This window comes from Kitasatospora sp. NPDC042419, from assembly GCF_056437345.1.
In genome coordinates this window covers 133,180-151,838 of record NZ_JBWKAW010000024.1, presented here as the reverse complement: position 1 = coordinate 151,838, position 18,659 = coordinate 133,180, and the positions used below count along the sequence as shown (strand labels likewise).

At 72.5% G+C, this 18,659-nt stretch carries 19 protein-coding genes; 6 read left to right on the top strand and 13 right to left on the bottom strand.

Going from position 1 to position 18,659, the window contains the following annotated elements; all coding sequences use genetic code 11:
• Window positions 1-298: 298 nt before the first annotated feature.
• The 3 genes from AC067J_RS33160 to AC067J_RS33150 all read right to left on the bottom strand — a co-directional run bounded on the left by AC067J_RS33160 (window position 299) and on the right by AC067J_RS33150 (window position 2,382).
• Window positions 299-1,633, bottom strand: a complete 1,335-nt coding sequence (locus AC067J_RS33160; RefSeq protein ID WP_478305538.1) for a hypothetical protein — start codon at window positions 1,631-1,633, stop codon at window positions 299-301.
• Between the two features lie 193 nt (window positions 1,634-1,826).
• Complete coding sequence (locus AC067J_RS33155; protein WP_478305536.1) at window positions 1,827-1,988, bottom strand: hypothetical protein; 162 nt, start codon at window positions 1,986-1,988, stop codon at window positions 1,827-1,829.
• 31 nt (window positions 1,989-2,019) lie between these two features.
• Complete coding sequence (locus tag AC067J_RS33150; protein WP_478305534.1) at window positions 2,020-2,382, bottom strand: ATP-binding protein; 363 nt, start codon at window positions 2,380-2,382, stop codon at window positions 2,020-2,022.
• A 146-nt stretch (window positions 2,383-2,528) separates the two neighbouring features.
• Between AC067J_RS33150 and AC067J_RS33145 the strand changes: the two genes are divergently transcribed.
• The 5 genes from AC067J_RS33145 to AC067J_RS33125 all read left to right on the top strand — a co-directional run bounded on the left by AC067J_RS33145 (window position 2,529) and on the right by AC067J_RS33125 (window position 6,203).
• Window positions 2,529-3,506 carry a DUF5753 domain-containing protein gene (locus AC067J_RS33145; RefSeq protein ID WP_478305532.1) on the top strand — a complete coding sequence of 326 codons (978 nt, stop codon included), beginning with the start codon at window positions 2,529-2,531 and terminating at the stop codon, window positions 3,504-3,506.
• Window positions 3,507-3,509: 3 nt separating this feature from the next.
• Window positions 3,510-3,695: a DUF397 domain-containing protein gene (locus AC067J_RS33140; RefSeq protein ID WP_478305531.1), complete on the top strand. Its 186-nt coding sequence runs from the start codon at window positions 3,510-3,512 to the stop codon at window positions 3,693-3,695.
• 114 nt (window positions 3,696-3,809) lie between these two features.
• Complete coding sequence (locus tag AC067J_RS33135; RefSeq protein WP_478305529.1) at window positions 3,810-4,424, top strand: RNA polymerase sigma factor; 615 nt, start codon at window positions 3,810-3,812, stop codon at window positions 4,422-4,424.
• The gene (locus AC067J_RS33130) at window positions 4,421-5,443 is read left to right on the top strand and encodes a CU044_5270 family protein (RefSeq protein ID WP_478305527.1); all 1,023 of its coding nucleotides are present in this window, start codon (window positions 4,421-4,423) and stop codon (window positions 5,441-5,443) included. Before AC067J_RS33135 ends, AC067J_RS33130 begins: the two co-directional genes overlap by 4 nt.
• A gap of 115 nt (window positions 5,444-5,558) precedes the next feature.
• Window positions 5,559-6,203, top strand: a complete 645-nt coding sequence (locus AC067J_RS33125) for a peptidase inhibitor family I36 protein (RefSeq protein ID WP_478305525.1) — start codon at window positions 5,559-5,561, stop codon at window positions 6,201-6,203.
• 130 nt (window positions 6,204-6,333) lie between these two features.
• Here the strand turns inward: AC067J_RS33125 and AC067J_RS33120 are convergent, their stop codons facing one another.
• Window positions 6,334-7,833 carry an MFS transporter gene (locus tag AC067J_RS33120; RefSeq protein WP_478305523.1) on the bottom strand — a complete coding sequence of 500 codons (1,500 nt, stop codon included), beginning with the start codon at window positions 7,831-7,833 and terminating at the stop codon, window positions 6,334-6,336.
• Between the two features lie 190 nt (window positions 7,834-8,023).
• Between AC067J_RS33120 and AC067J_RS33115 the strand changes: the two genes are divergently transcribed.
• A complete protein-coding gene (locus AC067J_RS33115; RefSeq protein ID WP_478305521.1) occupies window positions 8,024-8,752 on the top strand; it encodes a TetR/AcrR family transcriptional regulator C-terminal domain-containing protein in 729 nt (242 codons plus the stop codon).
• A gap of 137 nt (window positions 8,753-8,889) precedes the next feature.
• On the opposite strand, the gene AC067J_RS33110 is transcribed toward AC067J_RS33115, so the two are convergent.
• The 9 genes from AC067J_RS33110 to AC067J_RS33070 form a co-directional block, all read right to left on the bottom strand.
• Window positions 8,890-9,666, bottom strand: a complete 777-nt coding sequence (locus AC067J_RS33110) for an ABC transporter permease (protein WP_478305519.1) — start codon at window positions 9,664-9,666, stop codon at window positions 8,890-8,892.
• A complete protein-coding gene (locus AC067J_RS33105; RefSeq protein ID WP_478305517.1) occupies window positions 9,663-10,619 on the bottom strand; it encodes an ATP-binding cassette domain-containing protein in 957 nt (318 codons plus the stop codon). The genes AC067J_RS33110 and AC067J_RS33105 overlap by 4 nt, the downstream gene beginning before the upstream one ends.
• Before the next feature lie 42 nt (window positions 10,620-10,661).
• On the bottom strand, window positions 10,662-11,498 hold the full coding sequence (locus AC067J_RS33100; RefSeq protein WP_478305516.1) for a DUF4097 family beta strand repeat-containing protein: 837 nt from the start codon (window positions 11,496-11,498) through the stop codon (window positions 10,662-10,664).
• Window positions 11,499-11,574: 76 nt separating this feature from the next.
• Entirely contained in the window at window positions 11,575-12,108 is a 534-nt protein-coding gene (locus AC067J_RS33095; RefSeq protein WP_478305514.1) for a hypothetical protein, read from the bottom strand.
• 147 nt (window positions 12,109-12,255) lie between these two features.
• Window positions 12,256-13,311, bottom strand: coding sequence for an adenosine deaminase (locus AC067J_RS33090; RefSeq protein ID WP_478305552.1), 1,056 nt, complete (start codon window positions 13,309-13,311; stop codon window positions 12,256-12,258).
• 351 nt (window positions 13,312-13,662) lie between these two features.
• Entirely contained in the window at window positions 13,663-14,079 is a 417-nt protein-coding gene (locus AC067J_RS33085) for a peptidoglycan-binding domain-containing protein (protein ID WP_478305512.1), read from the bottom strand.
• Between the two features lie 367 nt (window positions 14,080-14,446).
• Window positions 14,447-15,742: a DUF445 domain-containing protein gene (locus AC067J_RS33080; protein ID WP_478305510.1), complete on the bottom strand. Its 1,296-nt coding sequence runs from the start codon at window positions 15,740-15,742 to the stop codon at window positions 14,447-14,449.
• Between the two features lie 103 nt (window positions 15,743-15,845).
• Window positions 15,846-17,327, bottom strand: a complete 1,482-nt coding sequence (locus tag AC067J_RS33075; RefSeq protein ID WP_478305508.1) for a nucleotide sugar dehydrogenase — start codon at window positions 17,325-17,327, stop codon at window positions 15,846-15,848.
• Window positions 17,324-18,574 (bottom strand): glycosyltransferase family 2 protein, encoded by a 1,251-nt coding sequence (locus tag AC067J_RS33070; RefSeq protein WP_478305506.1) that lies wholly within the window; start codon window positions 18,572-18,574, stop codon window positions 17,324-17,326. Before AC067J_RS33070 ends, AC067J_RS33075 begins: the two co-directional genes overlap by 4 nt.
• Window positions 18,575-18,659 lie beyond the last annotated feature (85 nt).

The following is an 18,659-nucleotide window of genomic DNA, read 5'->3' as shown; positions in this document are numbered from 1 at the left end:
TCCTGCGAGTCGTTGCCGTCGGTGTTTCTGACAACGGAAAAGCTACGTTGCTTTCCATATCCAGGCAACACACTCATTGCGTCAAAACAGCATCCGCGCAGGTCAATGCGGCAATATCGTTGCGACGAGAGCAAATCAAATGCAACGACAGACCTTCAATCCGTTGCAATGAATGAGAGTGAACGCTATCCGGGGGCCACGAGGAGCCTGCGGACCGATGAGCACGCGATGCACGGGATCGGCCCCCGCCGCCGACCCGGCGCTTCCTCCGCGATGAACCCGGCCGGGATACCGGCAATCAGCGCCCGAGGTGGCCATCGGTGAGGCCGGCCGCCGCTTCGGTGAGGAGCGGCGCCAGATCCGGGTAGTACCCGCGATCGACGGCTTGGAGCATCTCCGCAAGGGCGATCAGCTGCCCGACACGACCCGCCGGGGAGTCGAGGACGTCGGAGAACTCCACGCGGACCCGATCCGCGACTGCGGGCACCAGGAGGCTGCTCACCCACAGCACGGCGGGGTCGTAGCCGACGGGAACAAGCCCCCAGCGTTCCCAGTCCAGGATCGAGAGCGGCCCGGCGGTCAGGTTGGCCCACTGCAGATCCCCGTGGCCCGTGGTCCGCTCGACCGTCGCGGGGGCCGGGATGCCGAGGTACTTCGGGAAGACCTCCTCGATCCATGCCGGCCGCAGGGTCGTCTTCACTCCGGGGGCCGTGGCAATGCCGGCCAGCGCGACCTTCAGGTCGTGCCACCAGTCGTCTCCCAACGCGGGTTCCTCACGGAGCTCCGGCGTCGAGGACACAGCGGGACCGGTGAGGTCGAAGACATCGGCCTGGTAGAACCGGTCGCGTTCGGTCCAGTCCATGGTGTCGTGCAACCGTGGGCGCGGGACGGAGTCCGGGATGCGCTGCTCGGCTCCGAGAGGGCCTTGACCGGTCGGCCGGGGGGCGAATCGGCGCCGGCTGTCGGAGACGCGCAGCCACAGCCGCCCTGCGCGGCGGCCGACGGTCGCCCCGGAGGTGCCGAAGACGGACGGCCCGCTACAAGCGAGTCCGAGGAAGGCCGCAGCCTTGGCGTGCGCGCCCTCCAGGCGACGACGGGCCGTGTCATCCGGCTGAAAGGACATCGAGCACCTTCCTGAGTCGGTCTTCTGGGATCGGACGGGCGAGAGCCGTCGCGGCAGCGTCCCAGTGCGCGCGGCTGCTGATCGAAGTGAGGACGACGTCCAGCGCCGGGCAGGCCCCGACCGGCCGCCCCACCACAGGGTGGGTTTCCCGTGCCGCTCGCCCTGGTTGGTCAGGACGAGGACGCACTGCTCGGGCTGCGTGAACCGCACCTGCACCAGGTAGCCGGCGTCCGCGTCGAACGTCTCCGACCAGGTGCCGGAGGAAACCTCCAACGGACCGTCCGCCGTCAGAGGGTTGTGGCCGGGGCAGGCCTCGACAGGTATCACGGACGGGCCGAGCCGTCCGCCCTCGTCGAGTGCCAAGTGCGCGCCACCCTCGGACCAGTGGCCGACGGCACTCGGCGGCGGCCCGGTGACATCCAGATACCTGACCACCAGGTAGGCGCCGAGGGCTGCCGTCACGGTCACGCCCACGAGGAGGAGTGCGCCGAGCCTGGTGGGTCTGGTCATGCCCGGACGCTATCAGCACGGTTCGCCTGGACGGCGGGAGTTCGAGGACGGGATGCGGGCGATCAACTGCGGTACGGGCGGAGTCGGTTCATCGCCGCCGCCCGCGAGGCCGCACCCGGGCCGGGCCCCGAGATCCGGGGCGGGCCGTGCGGGAGCGGGGTCGCGCCCTGAGGGTGACAGGGCGCGGTCCCGGTCAGTCGGATATGCGGGTGCGCTCGGGGGCGGGCCCCTGGGCGCGGGCATCCTGGTCACGGGCGCCGTGGTCGCGGTGGCGATCACGGAGGGCCTGGGTCCGGACCTGGCAGACGGCGCCGATGACAGCCGCCGCGATGATGAGGGTCAGCAGTCCGAGCACGGCGGCGAACCCCGGTGGGAGATGCTGATGTTCACGCGGCGGCGTCCAGCTCGAACCAGACGAGTTTGCCGCGCTTCTGCGGTTCGGCGCCCCAGCGGTGGGTGAGGCCGTCGACGAGCTGGAGCCCCCGGCCGCACTCGGCGAGGTCGGCGGGGGTCCGCCTTTCGGGGAAGTCGGAGGAGTCGTCGCCGACCGAGACGCGGAGCGTCCGGTCGAGGACGAGGACCAGGACGACCGGGGAGGTGGTGCGGCCGTGCCGCCACGCGTTGACGATGAGTTCGGCGAGGGCGAGCTCGGCATCGGCGATGGCCTCGGGGTGGAACCCGCTGCGGACCATGGCGTCGCGGAGCGCGGTGCGGGCGATGGAGAGGGAGGGGGTGTTGCGGTTACACATGGGGAGTCTCCCAGCGGTGTAGGTGGGGGCACACCTGAACGGGGTGCGTCGCCGTGAGCAAGGTCGCGGCGGCGTTGGCGACGCCGCGCACGAGTGCTCTTCGGTGCCCGGGCAGCCGGTACCAACTGCCCTGATCGAGGACGTTGATGACTATCCGTCCGGTGAGCGGTGCATCACAGACTGTAGGGCAAAGGGCGGTACATGTACCAGCCGATCCGATACTTGTACCGCCAAGCGCGGCTGGACTCGCGCAACGGTCCAGGTGGATGCTTGGTCACATGCCACCTACCCCCAGTGCACGAAGGCAGCGGGTTGGCATCGAGCTACGAAAGATGCGAGATGCCGCCGGCACGACGACCGCCGAGGCCGCCACGATCCTCGGCGTGGACCGCACGAAGATCACACTCATCGAGCAGGCGCTCTACTCGGTGACACCGGAGAGAGTGGTGGCTCTGGCCCGCAAGTACGGCGAGAGCGACGGCGAGTTCGTCGAGTCCCTTGCCGCGATGGCGGGTGACCGCTCCAAGGGGTGGTGGGAGGAGTACCGCGGAGCCGTACCCATCGGGTTTCTCGACCTTGCCGAGCAGGAGTACTACGCAAGGGCAACGCAGTCCTACCAGATCTGCCACCCGCCGGGCCCCATGCAGAGCGAGCAGTACAGCAGAGCAATCTTCCGCGATGCCCAGGTGCCTCTGACTCCGCGCATGGTGGAAACGCGTATCGAACACCGCATGCGCCGTGCTGAGGCTCTGATGACTGAAGGCGCTCCGCCCTACACCGCCATCGTGCACGAGGCCGCACTCCGCATGCAGTTCGGAGGACGGGAGACGTTGCGGGAACAACTGGACTGGATGCTTGAGTTGTCCGAGCGCCCGCATGTCACGCTACGCGTGATCAGCTTCGAGGCAGGAGGCTTCAAGGGGTCCGGCCAAGCTCTCGTCTACATGAATGGCGCGGTGCCACGGCTTGACACAGTGCAGTACGACACCGTCGAGGGACCAACCTTCCTGCACACGACGGAACACCTGGACAAGTACCGCAGGATCATAGAAGTGATGGCCGAGAGATCCCTCTCCGTCGACGGTTCACGCAGCCTGATCACGCAGATCAAGAAGGAGCTCTAGCCCATGGAGGACATCGCCTGGACGCGCCCCGCGTCGTGCGCGAACGCCAACAACTGCCCCGAGGTGGCCATCACCTCCGAGGCGGTCCACCTCCGGAGCAGTCTTCACCCCTCCTCCATAGCCGAGCTGACCCACGCCGAGTGGCGCGATCTCCTCTCCGCCATCCGCGACGGGGAGTTCGACGTCTGACGCCCCTCCCCGCCCCGGCCGGTGCCCCGCCGGATGCACCGGCCGTCCACATCTCCCCAACATTCCCTGGAACCACTCCCCCGCTGCGGACACCAGATCTGCGTGGAGTCCTCCTTGTCCAGTAAGCAGGCGCAGCCCGGCGACCGCCAGGTCTTCGCCGAGCTCTACGATCAGCACGCGCGCACGGTCTTCGCGCACGCCTACAGATCCACCGGGGACCGCGACCTCGCGGACGACATCGTCTCCCTGACCTTCCTCGAAGCCTGGCGGCTGCGGAAGAAGCTCCGCGACGAGGTCCTGCACCCCCGCGCCTGGCTGCTGGCGATCGCCACCAACGTCCTGCGCAACACCGCCCGCACCGCGCGCCGCCACCGCGAGGCCATGTCCCGCCTCCCCCGGCGCGATCCGATCCCCGACTTCGCCGACGAGGTGGTCGGCCGGATCACGGACGCCAGCACGGCGGCCGCGGCCGTCCGCGCCCTGGACCAGCTGGGAGGCCCCGAGCGCGAGGTGTTCACCCTCGTCGTCTGGTCCGGCCTCGGCTACGCGGAGGCCGCCCGCGCGCTCGGCATACCCGTCGGCACCGTCCGGTCCCGGCTCTCCCGCGTACGGGACAAGCTCCGTCGGCTCGTCGACACCGAGGACCCACCGGAGCCCGCGCCCGACCGCGCCGCCCACCTCGCCGCCAGCCGTCAGCCCGTGGGGCACCACCAGGAGAGCCGGCCATGAACACCGCATCCACAGACCAGGACAGGTGGGACGAGCACTGCGAGCGCCGCGAACTGGCCCGCCTGCTGCCCCCGCCCCCGCACCCGGTCCCCTCCCTCGACGAGGTCGCCGCCCGCCGCGAGTTCCTGCTGAACGAGTTCGACCGGCCGCGCCCCTTCGCCGCCCTGACCTCCCGTTGGCGTGGCCTCGCCCTGGCGGGAGCGGTCGCCACCGCCGCCACCCTGATGGCCGTGACCGTCACCCAGGGCAGCGGCACCTCGGCGAACCGGACGCCCCCCGCCACCGCCGCCTCCGTGGAACTCCTCGACCGGGCGGCCCGGGTCGCCTGGTCCGACCCCCAGCCCCCGGCCCGGGACTCCCAGTTCACCTACCTCAGGACCGTCACCCACGCCGTCGCGCTCAGCGAGGCCGCCGACGGCCCGATGCGCCCCAGCACCACCACCGCCGACACCGAGCACTGGACCTCGGTCGACGGCAGCAGGCCCGGACTCACCCGCCGCACCGGCACCGACCAGCCCCTCGCGTCCGCCGCCGCCAGCTCCACGCTGGCGACCTCCTCCTACCGTGCGCTCGCCGCGCTGCCGACCGACCCCGACGCGCTGCTCGGGAAGATCCAGGCCGAGGCCGCGCTCGGCCGCGGGCCCGGCTCCGGCTCCTCGACCGAACCGGACCAGCAGACCTTCGTCGCCATCGGCGACCTCCTGCGCAGCAGCGTCGTGCCGCCCCGGCTGAGCGCCGCCCTCTACCGTGCGGCGGCCCGCATCCCGGGTGTGGTGACGGTCGACGACGCGGTCGACGCCGCCGGTCGCCACGGCGTGGCCGTGGCCCGCGTGCACGACGGCGAGCGCTCCGAGTGGATCTTCGACCGCCGGACGATGCGCCTGCTCGGTACCCGCACGGTCCTTCTCAAGGACGGCCCGTGGGGCAGGGCGGGGGACGAGGTGGAGTCGACGGCCGTCGTCGCCTGGGGCGTCGTGGACACCCCCGGTGAAACCGCACCTCCGGAAGCAAGCCCCTGAGCCGATTCGGTCAGCCATTGACCGGACTATGCCGGAGCTATTGTGTGATCGGCGAATCCCGCGTTGGGTCGTGTCAGCACAGTACCGACACAACCGAGCAGGGGGGAAGTTGACCGTGCGTACATTCCGCACGCTCGCCGCCGTCACCACGGTCGCAGGCGCACTCGCGCTGGCGGCACCGACGGCCGTGGCAGCGCCCACAGGCACATCTGCGCCGGCCACCGACGTCCGAGAGTCCGCCGGGCCGACGGACGCGAAGCCGTCCAAGCCGGTGATCGCCACCTACAGAGGCAAGAAGATCGACCTCTCCCAGGGCTGGGGCAGCGCCCGCGTCTGCACCGAGGTGACGGGCGGCGCCGTCTACTGCCACGACAGCATCGCCGAGGCCGACCAGGCGCTCGCCACCATCGACCCCGTCGCGGCCCGGGCCGCGCGGACGGCGCCCGCCACCGCCGGGGTCGCACTGTCCGAAGCGGACTGCACCTCGGGCTGGGTCTGCATCTGGGAGCACTCCAACTTCACGGGGCCGCTCCTGCGCTGGTCGCAGTTCGGCACCAAGTACCTGTCGGACTGGGGCTTCCGGGACCGGGCCAGCTCCGCGTGCGCCTACAACTCGAACGGCGCCACCCTCTACGACGACCGCACCCTGCAGCCGGACCCCTCGCTCTACCTCGGTTGGGGCTGCTACGACCTCACCGGCCAGGGCTACCCCTACGGCGGCAACTGGAACGACCGGGTGGACTACCTCACGGTCAACTGATCCGGCGCCTCCGGGCGCAGCGGGCCGAGGGCCGGCACCCGTTCCTTCCGGGTACCGGCCCTCGGCCTTCGTCCTTCGTCCTTCGCGGTCCGCCCTCGCGGTCCGCCTTCGCCCCCGTTCCGCTGCGGGCTCAGGCCGCCAGTTCGGCCGCGTCCGCCGCCGGGGCCTGCTCGGCCGGCTTCTTGTTGCGCATCACGACCGTCGCCAGCAGGGCCGCCGCCAGCACACCCGCCGCGCTCACCGTGAAGGTGGTCGACATCGAGGTGGTGAAGGCCTCCCGGGCCGCGTGCACCAGGCCCGTGTCCCCCTTGGCCTCGGCCAGGGCGCCCACGATCGACTGCTTCGCCTGCTCCGAGGAGCCCGCCGGCATCTCGTCGGCGTAGCCGCTGGCCAGCATCGAGCCGAGGATCGCGATGCCCAGCGCCGTACCCGCCTGCTGGATGGTGTCGTTCAGGGCCGAGCCGACGCCCGCCTTGTCCGCCGGGATCTCGCCCATCAGCGCACCGACCGCGGCCGGCATCGCCAGGCCGGCGCCGAGGCCGAGGATCCCGAGGGCGGTCGCCGGGACGGCGAACCCGGTCTCCGCGTCCACCGTGGAGAACAGGACGAACGACCCGGCCATCATCAGCATGCCGACCAGCACCAGCGCCCGGTAGCCGATCTTCGCCGCCAGGCCGGCGCCCGCACCGTTGCCGATCAGGGCCGCGACCGCCATCGGCACGAAGGCCAGACCCGCCTTGACCGGCGAGTAGTCCAGCACGAACTGCAGGTACTGGGTGAGGACCAGCAGCAGACCGCCGTTGCCGATCTGGACCAGGGTCAGGGAGAGCGAGCCGCCGCTGAAGTTGCGCTTCTTGAAGAGCGCCAGCGGCACCATCGGCTCCGCCACGACGTTCTCCCAGATCAGGAACCCGCCGAGCGCCACGACCGCGACCCCGAGGGTGATCAGCGAGTTGCCCTCGAAGGCGCCGTGCTTCGGGATCTCGATGATCCACCAGATCAGCGCGGTCATGCCGACCGCCGACAGCACCGCGCCCAGCGGGTCCGGCTTCTGCCACGGGCCCTTGGACTCCGGCATCAGGATCAGGGCGGCGGTGATGGCGAGCACGACGACGGGCACGTTGATGAAGAAGATCGAGTGCCACGAGAAGTGGTCGATCAGCACGCCGCCGAGGACCGGGCTGCCGACCAGGCCGAGCATCGAGACCGAGCCCCAGGCCGCCATGGCCTTGCCGCGCTCGTCCTCCTCGAACACCGTGATCAGGATCGACAGCGTCGACGGCATGATCAGCGCGCCACCCACACCCATCGCCACCCGGCTCGCGATGACCTCACCCGGGTTGCTGCAGAGCGTCGCCGCCAGCGACGCCGCTCCGAAGAGCAGCAATCCGATGATCATCACCTTCCGCCTGCCGAACCGGTCCCCCAGGCTTCCGGAGGTCAGCAGCAGGCCGGCGAAGACCAGGATGTAGGAGTCGAGGATCCACTGCGTGTCCTGTGCGGTGGCCTTCAGGTCCTCGGTCATCGACGGCACCGCCACCGTCAGCGCCATGCTGTCGACCACCAGGACGAGCGTGCTGAGGCACAGCACGATCAGGATCCACCAGCGACGTGGGTTGCGGGCTTCCATGGATTTTCCCCTCCGACTTGCGTACGTTGTTCCGTCGATGCGCACACTGTACGCAGACTGGAACAGTGTGCGCAAGCCCTTGCATGGCGTGCGCATCGCCGAACAGCGTGCGCACTGAATGTGTCCTGTACGCTGAATGCGCACGGTGTACGCATAGAACCTTGCCGACCCACCGAGGGAGGACCGGCCGATGGCCGCGAAGACGAACCCGATCCCGTCCGTATGGGCCCGCCAGCAGCGCGAACCCGAGCAGCCCGCGCTCAGCCGCACCGTGATCGTCCGTGAGGCGATCACCATGCTCGACGCCGACGGCATCGAGGCGCTCTCCATGCGCAAGCTGGGCGCACGCCTCAACGCGGGCGCGACGTCCCTCTACCGGCACGTCGCCACCAAGGACGAGCTGATGGAGCTCGCCGTGGACGAGGTGTTCGGCGAGATCACCGTGCCGGAGGCCGGCTCCGCGGACTGGCGGACCGCCGTCATCGAGACCTGCGAGTCCTTCCGGGCCACCACCCTGCGCCACCGCTGGCTGGCGTCCGTCCTGGGCCAGGCCGGACTCGCCTACCTCGGCCCCAACCTGGTCGCCGTCTCCGAGCGGCTGGCCGAACTCTTCACCGCCATCGGCTTCCCCGACGCCTCCCGCGCCCTGGACACGATCCTGTCCTACGTCATCGGCATGAGCACCACCGAAGCCGCCTGGCTGACCACCGTCGCGCGGAGCGGCGAGAGCGAGTCCGAGTTCATCGCCCGGCTGATCCCCGCCGCCCAGGAGGCCGTGGCCGGCCACGACCTGCTCTCCGACTCCTACGCCGCCGCGGCCGGCGATTCGATCGCGGACCCCGTCGCCACGCGCGACGCGAAGTTCGCCTTCGGCCTGGAGATCATCCTCGACGGGCTCGCCCTCCGCCTCCCCCGCTGACGGCCCCGCGGTCCGGCATCCGCATCGACATCGGCACCGGGACGGGTGCCGGCGTCGGGGCGGGTGTCGGGGCAGGGGCGGGTGCCGGTGTCGGGGCGGGTGCCCGTGCCGGCGCCGACCGCCCGGCTACCGCCCGACTACCGCCGTATCGGACGGTGGAAGGTGGAGCGGGCCCAGAGGTAGCCGACCGCCGTGAGGGCGACGCACCAGGCCAGGGCGGCCAGGGCGCTCGAACCTATCGCGGTGCCCATCAGCAGGCCCCGCAGGGTCTCGATGACCGGGGTGAACGGCTGGTACTCGGCGAACCAGCGCAGGCCCGTCGGCATCGAATCCGGCGGGACGATGGCGCTGCCCACGAAGGGCAGGAACTGGAGCGGCATCGGCAGGTTGCCGGCGCTCTCCGGCGTCTTGGCGACCAGGCCGATCCCTGCCGAGAGCCAGGTCAGGGCGAAGGTCACGAAGACCAGCAGCCCGCCCGCGGCCAACCACTCCACCGGCGTGGCGTCGGGCCGGAAGCCCATCGCGAAGGCGGCGACGAGGACGAGCAGCAGGCCCAGCACGGTCTGGATCAGACTGCCGAGCACGTGCCCGGTCAGGAAGGCCGACCGCGAGACCGCCATCGTCCGGAACCGGTTGACGATGCCCTCGGTCATGTCGACGCAGACGCCGACCGCCGTCACCAGCGCCCCGGACGTCGCCGCCATCAGGACGATGCCCGGCGTCACGTAGTCGATGTACTCGCCGGCGCCGATCCCGCTGCCCAGCGCGCCGCCGTAGGCGTAGTTGAAGAGCAGCAGCATCATCACCGGCATCATCACGACCGCGAAGGTCATGGCCGGGTACCGCAGCGCGTGCTTGAGGTTGCGCCGCAGCATCGTCAGGGAGTCGCTCACGGCGTAGGACGTCGTGCTCATCGGGCACCCTCCGCGGTGAGGGTGAGGAAGACGTCGTCGAGGTCGGGGGTGTGGACGGTGAGCGACTCGGCGCGGACGGCCGCGGTGTCCAGGATGTCGAGGACGGCCTTCACCGTGACGACCGAGTTGTCGCCGGGGATCGAGAGGGTGAGCGCCTCGGCGTCGGGACTGGCGTAGTCGAACAGGGCCGCAGCCGCGTCGAGTTCGGCCGGGCCGGCGAAGCGGAGGCGGAGGTGGCCGCCGGGGATGCGCCGCTTGAGCTCCTCGGCGGTGCCCTCGGCGACGATCCGGCCGCCGTCGAGGAGGGCGATCCGGCCGGCGAGCCGGTCGGCCTCCTCCAGGTACTGGGTGGTCAGGAAGACGGTGACGCCCTGCTCCTGGACCATCCCCTCGATCAGCTCCCACATGGTCCGCCGGCTGCGCGGGTCGAGGCCGGTGGTCGGCTCGTCGAGGAAGATGATCCGGGGCTCCCCGACCAGGGTCATGGCGAGGTCGAGCTTTCGCCGCATGCCGCCGGAGAAGGTGGCGGCCGGCTTCCCGGACACCTCCGTCAGGTCGAAGCGCCGTAGCAGCTCGGCCGCCCGCCTCCGCCCCTCCCGACGGCGGAGGTGGTGCAGGTCGGCCATCAGGAGCAGGTTCTCCTCCGCCGTGAGCAGGTTGTCCACCGCCGAGAACTGGCCGGTGACGCCGATCGCGGAGCGGACCCCGTCGCCCTCCCGGTCCAGGTCGTGGCCGGCCACCCGGACGGCTCCGGCGTCCGCCGGGACGAGGGTGGAGAGGATCTCCACGGTGGTGGTCTTGCCGGCGCCGTTCGGCCCGAGCAGGGCGAACACGGTGCCCTCGGGCACGGTCAGGTCGATGCCGTCGAGGACGGTCTTGCCCCCGTAGGCCTTGCTCAGGCCGACGGCGGAGATCGCCGGGCCCGGCAGGGGCCCGGTGGACGTCAGGGTCATGGCAGTCGCATCTCTCTCCGGAACAGGGGTGGTGACCGACCGTCAGGCCCGTCGGATCACGATGTCGCCGAGCTGGGTACGGGCCCGGACCTCGACCGTCTCGCCGGCCCCGCCCGGGCCGTCCGCGGCGCCGAGCGAGTTGCGGACGCTGCCGAGCCGGGTGTGCACGTCGAGCCAGGCGGCGGTGGACTCGCGGACGCCGACCTCGATGTCCCCCACGGAGGTCTGCAGGACGGCGCGGCCGCGGACGAGTTCGTCGATCCGGATGGTGCCGTAGGCCGACTTGACGTCGACGTCGGCCAGCGCCGAGCCGACGACGACGGCACCGTTGGACAGGTTGGCCCGGAAGTCGCCGCCGACCTCGCCGACGACCGTCTCGCCGTTGAGGTTCTTCACCGTCGCCGCGCCCCCGACGGAACCGAGCTCGATCCGGCCGGAGGCGGTGACCTCGGCGTCCCCGTCGGCCCGCTCCAGCCGGATGTCGCCGTGGTCGGTCCTCAGGTCGACGGCGGCGGCCAGGCCGACCTGGATCCGGCCGACCGAGGTCTTCAGCCGGCAGTCGCCGAGGAGCCCCTCGCAGAGGAAGTCGCCCATCGGGGAGTCCCCGCGGACCTCGGAGCCGACGGGGACCTCGACGGTGACGTCGATCGAACCCGTCCGGCCGAAGACGGAGCGCTTCCGCGGGCCCTTCACCACCAGCGCGCCGTCCGCGTAGGTGACCTTGGTCTGCTCGGCCACCCGGACGTCCACCTCGTCGGCGGCGTCGGCGGGGGTCACCTCCACCACCGTGTCGGTGCGCTTGCCGGCCGTGATCCGGACCGACCCGATGTCGAACTCCAGGGTGACGCTGATCGGGCCGGGGGTGTCGAAAGTTGGCATGGCTGTCCCGTCCTCATGGTTCCGGTCTGCGTTTCCGCAGGTGAAAGGGGGTGACTCGTGGGCCGGTGGCGCGGAGCTAGCGGGCCCAGCCGGTGAAGCCCTGGCCCGTCCCGCGCCGGCTCCGCCCCTCGGGCCGGGGAGGCTGCCCCGGCTCCAGCGCGGCTGCGACGGCCCGCACCAGCCAGGCGTTGACCGAGAGCGCGTCCTGCCCCGCGGCCTCCTCCACCCGGGCCTTGAGGTGGGCGGGGAGCCGGAAGTTGATCCGGGCGGTGTTGCCGTCGTCGACCGGCTCCGGCGCCACCGTGCCCGGCGGCACGGGCGGCACCGCCGGCTCCCGCGGGCCGGAGTCGTGGAACGGCTCCGACACCGGCGGCGCCGTCACCACGAACTCCGGCTCCAGCCCGCGCAGCCGGACGTCCACCGAGCCCGGCGCCAGCTCCCGGGTGACCTCCCCCATGGCATCGGACAGGGCGTTGAGCAGCGTGAGCCGGGCGGCGGACTCCAGCGGCAGGGTCAGGCGCTCGGCCAGCGCACGGGCTTCGTCCCCGCCCGCGCCCGCGGCGACCGCGAGCTCGTGCCGGAGGTTGTCGACGTACGGAGTGAGGTCCATGGCACGAGGGTGGCACACTCGTGGCGCCATGTCGAGCCATTTTGGCACCACTCGATGGCACCACTGCGGCGCGCCCCTGGCACCACGGACGGCGAAGGCCCCGCCGGCGGTCGCCGACGGGGCCCGTGGAACGCGGGAAGATGCAGGTCAGCCCCGGTGCCAGCCCGCCAGGTAGGAGTCGATCTCACCGGTCAGCCGGGCCTTGCCGGCCTGGTCCAGGAAGGACGCCTCCACCGCGTTCCGCGCCAGCCCGGCGACCCCGGCCTCGTCCAGGCCGAGCAGCCGGGCCGCCACCGCGTACTCGGTGTTCAGGTCGGTGCCGAACATCGGCGGGTCGTCGCTGTTGACGGTGACCAGCAGGCCCGCCTCCACCATCCGCTTGATCGGGTGGTCCTCGATCCGCTCCACCGCCCGGGTGGCGATGTTCGAGGTCGGGCAGACCTCCAGCGGGATCCGGTGCTCGCCGAGGTGGTCGAGCAGCGCCGGGTCCGCGACCGCCTGCGTGCCGTGGCCGATCCGCTCGGCCCCGAGCACCCGCAGCGCGTCCCAGACCGTCTCCGGGCCGGTGGTCTCGCCCGCGTGCGGGACGCTGCGCAGGCCGGCCGCGCGCGCCCGGTCGAAGTACGGCTTGAACTGCGGACGCGGCACCCCGATCTCCGGCCCGCCGAGGCCGAAGCTGACCAGGCCCTCGGGCGCCAGGTCGACGGCCAGCCGGGCGGTCTCCTCGGCGGCGGCCAGGCCGGCCTCGCCCGGGATGTCGAAGCACCAGCGGAGCACCACGCCGAGCTCCTTCTCGGCGCTCAGCCGGGCGTCCTCGATCGCCTCCATGAAGGCGACGTCGGGGATGCCCCGGCTGACCGAGGAGTACGGCGTGACGGTCAGTTCGGCGTACCGGATGTTCTGCCGCGCCATGTCCTCGGCGACGCCGAAGGTCAGGGCGCGGACGTCCTCGGCATCGCGGATCAGGTCGACGACGCTCAGGTAGACCTCGATGAAGTGCGCGAAGTCGGTGAACGTGAAGTACTCGGCGAGGGCCTCCGGATCGGTGGGCACCTTCGCCTGGCCGCGGTGGCGGGCGGCGAGCTCGGCGACCACGCGCGGCGAGGCCGACCCGACGTGGTGGACGTGCAGCTCCGCCTTGGGCATTCCGGCGATGAACGCCTCGATCGAGCGCTCTCCGCCCGTGTTGCTGGGGGTTCCGATCCGACTTCCGTCCGGCTGGACCACGGTGGTGCCCTTCTTCCTCTACGCGTGTATCGAGCGGTGCACGCAAGGATAGGCAGAGCACGGCGGCGGGCGCCCGGCCGGACTCCCCGGCAGGCACCCGCCGCCCATCGGACGGGCACTTCCGCACCGCACGAGGGACCCCCGTACCTCCGTGCGGTGCGACCCCGAACCTCCCCGCGCGAGGGACCCCCGTACCTCCGCGCGACACCACCCCGAACCACCCCGCGCGAGGGACCCCCGTACCTCCGCGCGACACCACCCCGAACCACCCCGCGCGAGGGACCCCCGTACCTCCGCGCGAAGGGCCGCCGGGCGGCCGTGTGAGGCCTAGAACGCGTGCAGGTAGGCCAGGCAGCTCAGGGTGTTCGGGCCGGCGATGCCGTCCGGCTCACCGGCGCACCAGCGGTAGTCCGTCTGGAAGCGGCGCACCCACTGCTCGGTGAGCGGGCCGTAATTGTTGTCGGTGGCCAGCGGGTAGCGGCCGGCCGGGTCGCCGAGGCCGCGGCCGTAGATGTTGTCGATGGCGAACTGGACCATGCCGACGCAGAAGGTGCCGGACATGCCGCGGCGCAGCGTCACGTGCGGGATCGACATGGACTGGCCGATCGCCGGGTTGGTGTACGAGCGCAGCTGGCAGCTGTCCGGGCCGTCGGCGTGCGCGGCCGGGACGCCGACGAAGAGGGTGGCGGCGGCGGCCAGCGCGGCGGCGCCGGCCATCGTGCGGACGCGCTTCCTGATGTTCACGGGGCATGTCTCCATTCGGTTCGCACCTGGTGGGGTGGCATGCCGGGCTCCCCCCGGCGGGAGCAACTCTGGCCCATGCCGGAGGGCCCGCCGGACCGTCTCCGGCTGTCTCACGGGCCCCGGCGGGGGCTCCCGGCCCGTCTCACCGCGCTGGGCTGCGGTTTCGGGAGCGTCCCCGATTCGAAGTGGAGACAGCCGGCCGCCCCGCGGGGCCGGTCGCACCACCCGTCCCGCCCGCACCGCCCGCACCACCGGGCGGTGCGGACCCGCCGCGACCGCACCCGGCCGCGCGTCCGGCCGCCCCACCGCCCGCCCGCCGGGCCGTTCACCCCGGGCCGCTCAACCCGGACCGTTCACCCCCGACCGCTCAGCCGCCGAGGGCGACCGCCGCGGTGTGGATGACCAGGCCGGCCAGGGCGCCGACCACCGTGCCGTTGATCCGGATGAACTGGAGGTCCCGGCCGACGTTGGCCTCGATCTTGCGGGAGGCGTCGTCGGCGTCCCAGCCCGCCACCGTCTCGGAGATGATCGAGGTGATCTCGGTCCGGTAGGTGTCGACCAGGTACTGGGCGGCGTCCTGCAGCCAGCCGTCCACCTTGGCCTGGAGCTTCGGGTCCGTCGCCAGGCGCGCACCGAAGGTCCGCACGCCCTCGCGGATGCGCCGGCGCAGCTCGCTCTCCTCGTCCTCCGCGGCGTTCAGCACCAGCGAGCGGACGGCGGCCCAGGTGGAGGCGATCAGGTCCTGCACCTCGGCGCGGGCCAGCAGCTCGGCCTTGGCCCGCTCGACCCGGGCGATGGTCTCCGGGTCGGTCTGCAGCTCGGTGGCGAAGTCGGCGAGGAAGTTGTCGATCGCGCCGCGCGCCGGGTGCTCCTGGTCGTCCCGGATGTCGGTGACGAACCGCATCAGCTCCTTGTAGACCCGCTCGCCGACCTGATGGTCGATGAACTTCGGCGTCCAGCCGGGGGTCTTCTGGGTCACCCGGTCGACCACCTCGGCGTGGTTCTCGGTCAGCCAGTCGTGCACCCGGACGGCGATCAGGTCCACCACCCCGTGGTGGCCGCCGTCCGCGACCACCTTGCCGAGCATCCGGCCCGCCGGTTCGGCGACCGAGGTGGCGGCGGCGCGCCTGGTCACCGCCTCCGCGACGACCGCCTGGACGTCGTCGTCGCGGAGCACGGCGAGCACGCCGCGCAGCGCCGCCGAGGCCTCCTTGGTGACCCGCTCGGCGCTGCCGGGGGCGGCCAGCCACTCCCCGAGCCGGCGGGCGATGCCGAGTGCGGCGAGCCGGCCGCGCACGACCTGGCCGGAGAGGAAGTTCTCGCCGACGAAGTCGCCGAGCGACCGGCCGAACGCGTCCTTCTTGGTCGGGATGATCGCGGTGTGCGGGATGGGCAGGCCGAACGGGCGGCGGAACAGCGCGGTCACCGCGAACCAGTCGGCCAGCGCGCCGACCATGCCCGCCTCGGCCGCGGCCGCCACGTAGCCGGCCCAGGCGCCGGCGCCGGCCGAATCCGCCCAGGTCGCCAGGGCGAAGACCAGGGTCGCGAAGGCCAGCAGGCCGGTCGCGATGGTCTTCATCCGGCGGACGCCGCGTCTCTTCTCTTCGTCGGCCGCGGTGAACCGGACCCCGGGGCCCGTTCCGCTGAAGGCTTCGTCGCTCACCCCGCCAGTCTGCCCGTTGACCGGCGCGAGCGGACGGCGTGCCCACCAATCGCGCGCCGGGTGTATGGCGCGGACCCCCGCGGACCCCCGGCTCGGGGCCCCGTCACGCGCCCCCGAGCACGATCCGGCGCACCCCGTCGACGGCCCACCGCTCCGGGTCGGTGCACCTGCGCCCGTCCAGCAGCACCCGGACACCCGGCAGGTCGCCGGGGGCGAGCTCGCGGTACTCGGGGTGGTCGGCCTGGAGCACCGCCGCCACCACCGGCTCACCCCCGTACGGGGGCAGGCCGAGCGCGGCCAGCTCCTCGGCCCGGTACAGCGGATCGGCCACGTACGGGCGGGCACCGGCCGCGCGCAGCGCCTCGACCAGCGGGAACACCCCCGAGTACGCCGTCTCCTTGACGCCGCCCCGGTACGCGGCGCCGAGCACCAGCACGCCCTGCCCGGCCACCCCGCCCCGACCCGCGCCGCCGGCCGACGCACCCTCCGGGACGCCCTCCGACGCGCCCTCCGGCGCACCGGCCGCCACACCCTCCCCCGCACCGGCCAGCGCGCCGTCCAGCACACCGACCGCGTACGCGGGCATCTCCAGGTTCGCCGCCCGGGCCGCCCGGACCACCGTCGCCGAGGGGTCGTTCCAGAGGTAGAGCCTCGGGTACACCGGGATGCAGTGCCCGCCCACCGCCACGCCCGGCCGGTGCAGATGGCTGAACGGCTGCGAGTTGCAGGCGTCCGCGACGGCCGCGAAGTCCACCCCGACCCGGTCCGCGTACCGGGCGAACTGGTTGGCCAGCGCGATGTTGACGTCCCGGTAGGTGGTCTCGGCGAGCTTGGCGAACTCGGCGGCCTCGGCGGACTCCAGCTCCCAGACCCCGTTGGGCCGGGCCAGGTCGGGCCGCGGATCGAAGTCCAGCACCGCCCGGTAGAACTCCGCGCCGCGCCGGGTCGCGGCCGGGTCGATCCCGCCGACCAGCTTGGGATAGCGCCGCAGGTCGGCGAAGACCCGGCCGGTGCGGACCCGTTCGGGGCTGAAGACCAGCGCGAAGTCCCGGCCGGGGGTCAGCCCCGAACCGGCCGCCAGCCGCGGCGCCCAGCGGCCCCGGGTGACGCCCACCGGCAGGGTGGTCTCGTAGCTGACCAGCGTGCCCCGGCGCAGCCCGGCGGCGACGGCGTCGGTGGCGGCGTCGAGCAGGGTGAAGTCGGGCTCCCCGTCGGCGGTGGTGACCAGCGGGACGACCAGGACGACGGCCTCCGACCCGGCGACCGCCGCCGCGGTGTCGGTGGTGGCCCGCAGCCGGCCCCCGGCCACCACCCGCTTGAGCGCCTCGTCCAGCCCGGCCTCCCGGGGGAAGGGCGGCCGGCCCTGGTTGACGGCCTCGACGACCGGCGGGGCGATGTCGGCGCCGGTCACCCGGTGGCCCATCGCGGCGAACTGGACCGCGAGCGGCAGGCCGAGCTTGCCGAGGCCGACCACGCAGACGTCGAGCGGCGACGCGGCCGGCGGACGGATCTCCAGCGGGTGGATCTCCAACGGGCGCGCCTCCGCCGGGACGGCCTGCGGCGGGCTGCTGTCGGGCGGGTTCATCCCCGTCCCCCTTCCGGTCGGTCGGCGGCCGGGGCGGTCACCGACTCGGCGAGCCGGCGCCAGGCCGGGTAGCGGCGCAGCCGGCGGCGCACCTGGACGGGTACCGCGCCGCGCCAGAGCTGCTGCACCAGCCGGAGCTGCGGTTCCCTGTCGGGCGGCGGCTCCTCCCCGAGCAGGAACAGCTCGTCCGCCAGCCCCACGGCGCCGTCCCGGAACGCCGGGTACCCGGCGTAGCGCCGCCGGCCGTCCGTCACCACCGGCGGACCGCCGTGCTCGGCCTCGTACGCGATGAGCTCGCGCACCGCGTCCACCCGCCCGGCGGCGGCGAGTTCGAGCCGCACCCGGTCCGGCACGGCGAGCCGGTGGTACACCTCGCGGGCGCCGAACTGCCGCACCAGCTCGCCGACCCCGCCGCAGATCTCGCGCTGCAGGTCCTCGTCGAGCCGCAGGAAGTCGTCCTGCAGCAGCTGCGGCACCTCCCAGCCGAAGTGCCGTGCCCTGATCGCGTCCAGCTGGCCGCCCGGGGCGGCCAGCTCCGCCGCCACCCACTGCACCGCCGCGACACCGCGGATCCGGTCCAGCGCGCCGGCCCGCTGGGTGACGTTGCCCCGGTCCTCGCGCAGCACCAGGAAGTAGTAGTCGTAGTCGGCGAGGACGGAGATCCGGCGGGCCCGCAGACAGGCGGCGAGGGTGAACGGCTGGTCGGAGTAGACCTTCAGCTCCTCCTTGCGGGCCAGGTTGTGGCGGCGGACCAGGTCCAGCCGGAACAGCTTGGTGTCGGCGAGCGCCCAGGCCAGCGCGGAGTCCTCGAAACCGACCGAGGCGGCGGTCTCGCCGAAGATGCCCTGCGGCACCAGCCGCCCGTTCACCCCGACCTGCTTGGGGATCAGCACGTCCGACTCCCAGTCGTCGGCGGCGGTCACCATCCGCTCCAGGGCCTCGCCGCCGAGCCAGTCGTCGGCGCCGAGGAAGAGCACGTACCGGCCGCGGGCCAGCGCCAGCCCGCGGTTGGTCGGGGCCGCCGGGCCGCCGGAGTTCGCCTGGTGGACCACCTGGAACAGTCCGGGGTGGCGGGCCGCGTAGTCGTCGAGGACGGCGCCGCCGCCGTCCGTCGAACCGTCGTCGACCGCGACCACCTCCATGCGCGCGTGCCCGATGCTCTGCCGGACCAGCGAGTCCAGGCAGGCGATCAGGTACGGCATGGTGTTGTAGACCGCGATCACCACGGTCACGTCGGGTACGGTCATCGGGCGCTGCCCTCCGGTGCGCGGATCGCCAAGCGTGCGCCGGGCGGGACACGGCCCGCCCGGCGATGCAAGGTCAACTCGGCCG